This is a genomic window from Bradyrhizobium sp. LTSP857, assembly GCF_000938285.1.
In the GTDB taxonomy this organism is placed as follows: Bacteria; Pseudomonadota; Alphaproteobacteria; order Rhizobiales; family Xanthobacteraceae; genus Bradyrhizobium.
The window spans coordinates 1-6340 of sequence record NZ_JYMS01000012.1 but is presented as its reverse complement, the minus strand read 5'-3'; the positions used below and the strand labels follow the sequence as shown (position 1 = coordinate 6340).

Annotated in this window: 2 protein-coding genes; both read left to right on the top strand. The window is 67.4% G+C overall.

The window, feature by feature from the left end:
• A partial coding sequence (locus UP06_RS06800) for an SDR family NAD(P)-dependent oxidoreductase (RefSeq protein ID WP_045001593.1) occupies positions 1–3861 on the top strand: 3861 nt, incomplete at its 5' end.
• A gap of 137 nt (positions 3862–3998) precedes the next feature.
• On the top strand, positions 3999–6340 hold a 2342-nt coding region (locus UP06_RS06795), incomplete at its 3' end, for a type I polyketide synthase (RefSeq protein WP_197087133.1).

The following is a 6340-nucleotide window of genomic DNA, read 5'->3' as shown; positions in this document are numbered from 1 at the left end:
CCTGTTGCGTCACTTCCGACCTATGCGTTCCAGCGGCAGCGTTACTGGCTGGAGGCTGAGAAGGCGAGTGGGGACGCCGCGACGATGGGGCTGTCGGATGCGTCGCATCCGCTGCTTGGCGCTGCGACGCCGCTTGCGGAGAGCGACGGGTTTTTGTTGACGGGCCGGTTGTCGTTGTCGGAAGCGGGCTGGCTTGGCGACCATGCGGTGTTCGGGACGGTGCTGCTGCCGGGGACCGGGCTGCTGGAGCTGGGCTTTGCGGCGGCGCGTGCGGTTGGATTGACTGAAGTGTCGCAGCTGACGCTGCTGGCGCCGCTGGTGCTGCCGGCGGAGGGTGGTGTCCGGCTGCAGGTTCAGGTTGATGGTGCCGAGGCAGGCGGCGGAGGCCGGGACCTGAGCATCTATAGCCGAGTGGAAGATGCGGCTGAGGGCGGGTCGTGGACGCTGCATGCGCAGGGCGTGCTGGGCGAGGCTGCGGAGCAGGAAGCCGCGCAAGAGAGCGGGCTTGAAGTCTGGCCGCCTGTTGGCGGCGAGGCGATCGACCTGAGCGGTCATTACGCGCGGATGCAGGCGCGGGGCTACGGCTATGGGCCGCTGTTCCAGGGTCTGGTCGAGGCCTGGCGGGTTGGTGATGCCGTGGTTGGGCGGGCGGTGCTTGCGGAAGCGCTGTGGCCGTCGGCGGACGAGTACGGCTTGCACCCGGCGCTGCTGGACAGTGCGCTGCATGTGCTGAGTTTTGATCGTGTGGCAGGCGCCGATCTCGACGGCGGTGCTGACGCTCCGCTGCTGCTGCCGTTCGAGTGGTCGGAGGTATCGCTGGCAGCGACGGGTGCGCGTGAGCTGCGGATCCGGGCCTCGGTCGAGCGCAGCGGCGAGGGCGAGGCGCTGGCGCATCTGCAGCTTGCGGATGGTCACGGGCGTGTGGTGGCGCATGTCGGGGGCTTGCGGCTGAAGCAGGCGAGCGAAGCGCAGATCCGCGATGCCGCGCGCAGCGAGGCGCAGCATCTTTATCGTCTGGAATGGCGTGCGGTCGCCTTGGGTGAGAGCGGAACTCAAGCGCTTGCCCCGCCGGTGATCGTCGGAGGCGACGGCAAGCTGGCCGCAGCTCTGGGGCTTGATCACGCCGAGAGCGTATCGGCCCTTGTTACGCGCCTCGACGAAGGCGGAGCGATCCCCGCTCAAATCGTGTTCGACCATCTGTCTGATCCGGCTGAACCAGCAGGCCCCGTGCTTGCGGCGACGCATGCGACGGCGGAGCGTGGCCTGGCCGAGCTGCAGGGGATTTTTGGCGAAGCGCGGCTGAACGAGACGGCGGTGATTTGGCTGACGCGGGGCGCGGTGGCGACGGGTCCGGATGAAGGCGCAAGCGGACTGTCGCGGGCGCCGCTGTGGGGTCTGGTGCGGAGCGCACGTGCGGAACATCCGGATCGGCGGCTGCAGCTTGTCGATGTCGATGTCGTGCTTGCAGATGCATCGCTGCTGGCGAAGCTGACGTCGACGACGTCGGAGCCTGAGCTGGCGCTGCGCCATGGTGCGGTGCTGGCACCCAGGCTGGCGCGCACTGGCGCGGGCACACTTCAGGCACCGGCGTCAGCGCCGGATTACCGCGTGGTGGTCACCGATCCCGGCCGGCTCGACGGCGTCAGCCTGGTGGCAGCACCGGAGCTGTCGGAGCCATTGGCACCAAATGATGTCCGGGTCTGCGTGCGTGCGGCCGGCATGAACTTCCGCGATGTGCTGATCACGCTGGGGCAGATTGCCTCGCCCGGCATCGGGTTCGAGTTTGCCGGCGTGGTGGAGGCGGTCGGCGCGGACGTGACGTCGGTTGCGGTTGGCGATCGCGTATTTGGCTGTGGGCGCGGCTGTTTTGGCACACGCGCGGTCACAGTGGCCGAACAGCTTGCAAGGGTCCCGGCGGGGATGTCGTTCGAGGCGGCGGCGACGATCCCGCTGGCCTATCTGACGGCGCTGTATGCGCTGCAGGAGCTCGGGCATATCAGGTCGGGTGATCGGGTTCTGGTGCACGCGGCGGCCGGCGGCGTCGGGATGGCTGCGGTGCAGCTGTGCCGTCACTTCGGCGCGGAGGTCTATGGCACGGCGAGCCCGGGTAAATGGCCGGTGCTGGAACGGATGGGACTGGACGGACGGCATATCGCCAACTCGCGCGATCTAAGCTTCGAGACCCAGTTCCGATCGGCAACCAAAGGCGAGGGCGTCGATATCGTTCTCAATGCGCTGACGGGCGAGTTCGTCGATGCCTCGCTGCGGCTTTTGCCGCGGGGCGGCCGCTTCCTGGAGATGGGGATCGCTGATGGGCGTGACGGTGCTGCGATCGCCGCAAAATACCGTGGCGTGAGCTACCATGCGTTCGTGCTGCCGACGGATCGGATGCCGGCGCTCTTGAAGCAGATCATGGGCTTGTTTGCGCAGGGCGTGCTAAAACCGTTGCCCTATGTTGCCTACGACATCAGGCAGATGCCGGCAGCGCTGCGGCAGATGGCGCAGGGTCGTCATGTCGGCAAGCAGGTGGTGCAATTGCCGCGGCGTCTTGCCGCCGGCGGCACGGTGCTGATCACGGGCGGTGCGGGCGAGCTCGGCCGCGAGGTCGCGCGGCACCTTGTGACTGAGCACGGTGTGCGTCATCTCCTGCTGACGTCGCGTCGCGGCATGGCCGCGCCTGGCGCGAGCGAGCTGTTGGCGGAGCTCGAAGGGCTGGGTGCGCAGACGGTCGAGCTGGTGAGTTGCGACGTCGGAGATCGTGACGCTGTCAGCAAAGTCTTGCGCGCGATCGCGCCGGAACGTCCGTTGACGGGCGTGTTCCATCTGGCAGCTTTGCTGGACGACGGCATCGTGCCGGCGCTCAACGTCGAGCGGCTGGAGCGGGTGCTGCGGCCCAAACTCGATGGCGCCTGGCACCTGCACGAGCTGACGGCGGATCAGGATCTTGCGGCGTTCGTGCTGTTCTCGTCGGTGGCAGCCCTTGGCAGTCCGGGCCAGGCGAACTACGCGGCGGCGAACGTGTTTTTGGATGCGCTTGCGGCGGAGCGGCGACATCGTGGTCTGGCCGGGCAGAGCCTGCTGTGGGGGCTGTGGGAGCAGCGCGGCGTCGGCATGACGGCGCATCTGGGCCGGGCCGAGCTGATGCGGATGCGCCGGCAGGGCGTGCAGGCGCTGTCGCTGCAGCTCGGGCTCGCGCTGCTGGATGCGGCGCAGGCGCAGCCTGAGGCCATGCTGGTCCCGATCCATCTGGATGTCGGCGCGATGCAGCGCCAGCTCAGTGACGACGTGCCGGCGCTGTATCGCGGCCTGGTGCGCAGCGGCTTGCGGCGGGCATCAACCGCATCGAGCGGCGACACCAACAGTCTGCGGTCGCGGCTGGCGGCGCTGGCCAGCGAAGGCGAGCGGCAGCAGGCGCTGGTGGAGCTGGCGCAGGAGGAGATTGCGGCGGTGCTGGCGCTGCCCGGAGCCGCGTCGGTGCCTGCGGATCAACCGCTGAAGGATCTCGGGCTGGACTCGCTGATGGCGGTCGAGCTGCGCAACCGCCTGTCGGGGCGGGTCGGCACCAAGCTGCCGGCGACGCTGGCGTTCGATTATCCGACGGCGCGGGCGATGTCGCGCCTGCTGCTCGAGAAGCTCGAGCTCGATAACGTCAAGTCAGGTCCGTCGATCTGGGGGGATGAGCAAATCCGCCGGAAGCTACGAGACATTTCGATCGAAGCGCTCCGTAAATCGGGGCTTCTTGAGCGTCTTATGGTGCAGCCGAATGATACTTCTCGGCGTGCAAGCGACGATGAATTGTCCGCGCATATCGATGACGCGGAAACGGACTCTTTGCTGAGTATTGCGTCTGAATTGCTTTGAAAAACATGCAGCACATAAATCAAGAAGTTCAGGATTTAAAAAACGCTCTTCGCCAGAGTCTTCATAAGATTCGGGATCTGAAGTCGTCTCTCGAAGCGGTGGAGAACGCCTCCTCCGAGCCGATCGCGATCGTAGGGATGAGCTGCCGCGGTCCTGGAGGACTGACGGGTCCCGAGAGCTACTGGTCGTTGCTGGAGCGCGGTGGCGACGGCGTTGGCCCGCTGCCGGATCGCTGGAGCCGGGATCTGCTGCGGCGCCTGGAGGAGATCACGGGCGGGCTGACGCAGCAAGGCGGCTTTATCGAAGCGGTTGCGGAGTTTGACGCATCTTTCTTCGGCATCGCGCCGCGGGAGGCGGTGGAGATGGACCCGCAGCAGCGCCTGATCCTGGAAGCGGTGTGGGAGGCGCTGGAGCGCGCGGGCCTGCAACCGGACGGGCTGAGCGAGAGCCGGACCGGCGTCTATCTCGGCGCGATGGCGGGCGACTATGGTACGCGCTCGCCTGAAGCGATGACGATGTGGACGGCGACGGGCACGACGTCGAGCGTGCTGGCGGGTCGTGTCTCCTACGTGCTGGGCCTCGAGGGTCCGGCAATGACGGTCGATACGGCATGCTCTTCATCGTTGACGGCGCTGCACCTGGCCTGCACGGCGCTCCGGCAAAGCGAGTGTGATCTGGCGCTGGCGGGCGGCGTGACCGTGATGTCGACGCCCTCGACTCTGGTGGCGTTAGGGCCGGACAACGGCATGGCGCCCGACGGCCGCTGCAAGGCGTTCTCAGCGGGCGCCAATGGCGCAGGCTGGAGTGAAGGTTGCGGCGTGCTGGTGCTGAAGCGGCAGTCGGATGCGGAACGGGATGGCGATGAGATCCTGGCGCTGATCCGGGGTTCTGCAGTGAACCAGGACGGACGAAGCCAGGGGCTGACGGCGCCGAACGGTCCGAGCCAGCAGCGTGTGATCCGTGCGGCGCTGTCGGCGAGCGGGGTGAGCCCCGACGAGATCGACGTCGTCGAGGCACACGGGACCGGGACCAGTCTCGGTGATCCCATCGAAGCAGGCGCCTTGGCCGCGGTGTTCGGGCCGACGCGGCGCGCGGATCGTCCGCTGTGGCTGGGCTCGTCGAAGTCGAACCTCGGTCACACCCAGGCGGCGGCCGGTGTTCTCGGCGTGATGAAGATGGTGCTTGCGCTCAAGCACGAGGTTCTGCCGAAGACGCTGCATGCGGAACATCCGAGCCACCAGATCGAGTGGGACGGCAGCGGGCTGTCGCTGCTGCAGGAGGCGCGTGCGTGGCCCCGCGATGTGGCACGGCCACGGCGCGCAGGCGTCAGCGCGTTTGGACTGAGCGGGACGAATGCGCATGTCGTGATCGAGGAGGCGCCGGCGCGGTCTGATGCGAGCAGCGCGGCAGATGCGTCATCGCCATCTCCTTTGATCCCGCTATTGGTATCCGGTCGTGACGAGGCGGCCCTTCGCGCGCAGGCGGGTCGGTACGGCGAGTGGCTGTCGCGGCATCCGGAAGCCGACTGGAGCTCCGTGATTGCGACGGCGGCGTTGCACCGGACGCAGTTTACCTCGCGGGCGGCGGTCTCAGTGCGCGATGCGGCGGAAGCCGTGGACGCACTGCGTGCGCTGGCTCAGGGCCGCCCGCATCCGGCGGTGGCGGTTGGAGAAGCCAGGGGCGAGCAAGGCAAGCTGGCATTCCTGTTTACGGGCCAGGGCGCGCAGCGGATCGGCATGGGCCGGGCGCTGCTGGAGACGTGTGCGGCGTTCCGTGCGGCATTCGAGGAAGTCTGCGGTCATTTTGACGAACTGCTGGATCTGCCGCTTCGCAGCGTGATGTTTGCGGAGGAAGGCTCGGAGGCTGCCTCCAAGCTCGACGAGACCGCCTATGCGCAGCCTGCTTTGTTCGCGGTCGAGGTGGCACTGTTCCGCCAGCTGGAGCAGTGGGGCATCGAGCCTGACATTCTGCTCGGCCACTCCATTGGAGAGCTTGCGGCTGCGCATGTCTCGGGAGTGTGGTCACTGAAGGATGCCTGCCGCGTGGTCGCGGCGCGCGGCCGCCTGATGCAGGCGCAACCTGCCGGCGGCGCCATGGTGGCGCTGGAGGCAAGCGAAGAGGAAGTGCTGCCGCTGCTCACTGACGGTGTCGAGATTGCGGGACTGAACGGGCCGCGCTCGACGGTGATATCCGGCGATGAAGTAGCTGTGCTGGCGCTGGCGGAGCAGTTCAGGAGCAAGGGCCGCCGGACCAGCCGCCTGCAGGTCAGCCACGCGTTCCACTCGCAGCGCATGGAGCCGATGCTGGAGGCGTTCGGCAAGGTGCTGGCGTCCGTCACCTTTGGCACGCCGCGCTTGCCGATCGTGAGCAACGTGACGGGACGTCTGGCGACCAAGGACGAGCTTTGCAGCGCGGAGTACTGGGTGCGTCAGGTACGCAGTCCGGTACGGTTCCTCGACGGCGTGCATGTGCTGGAAGC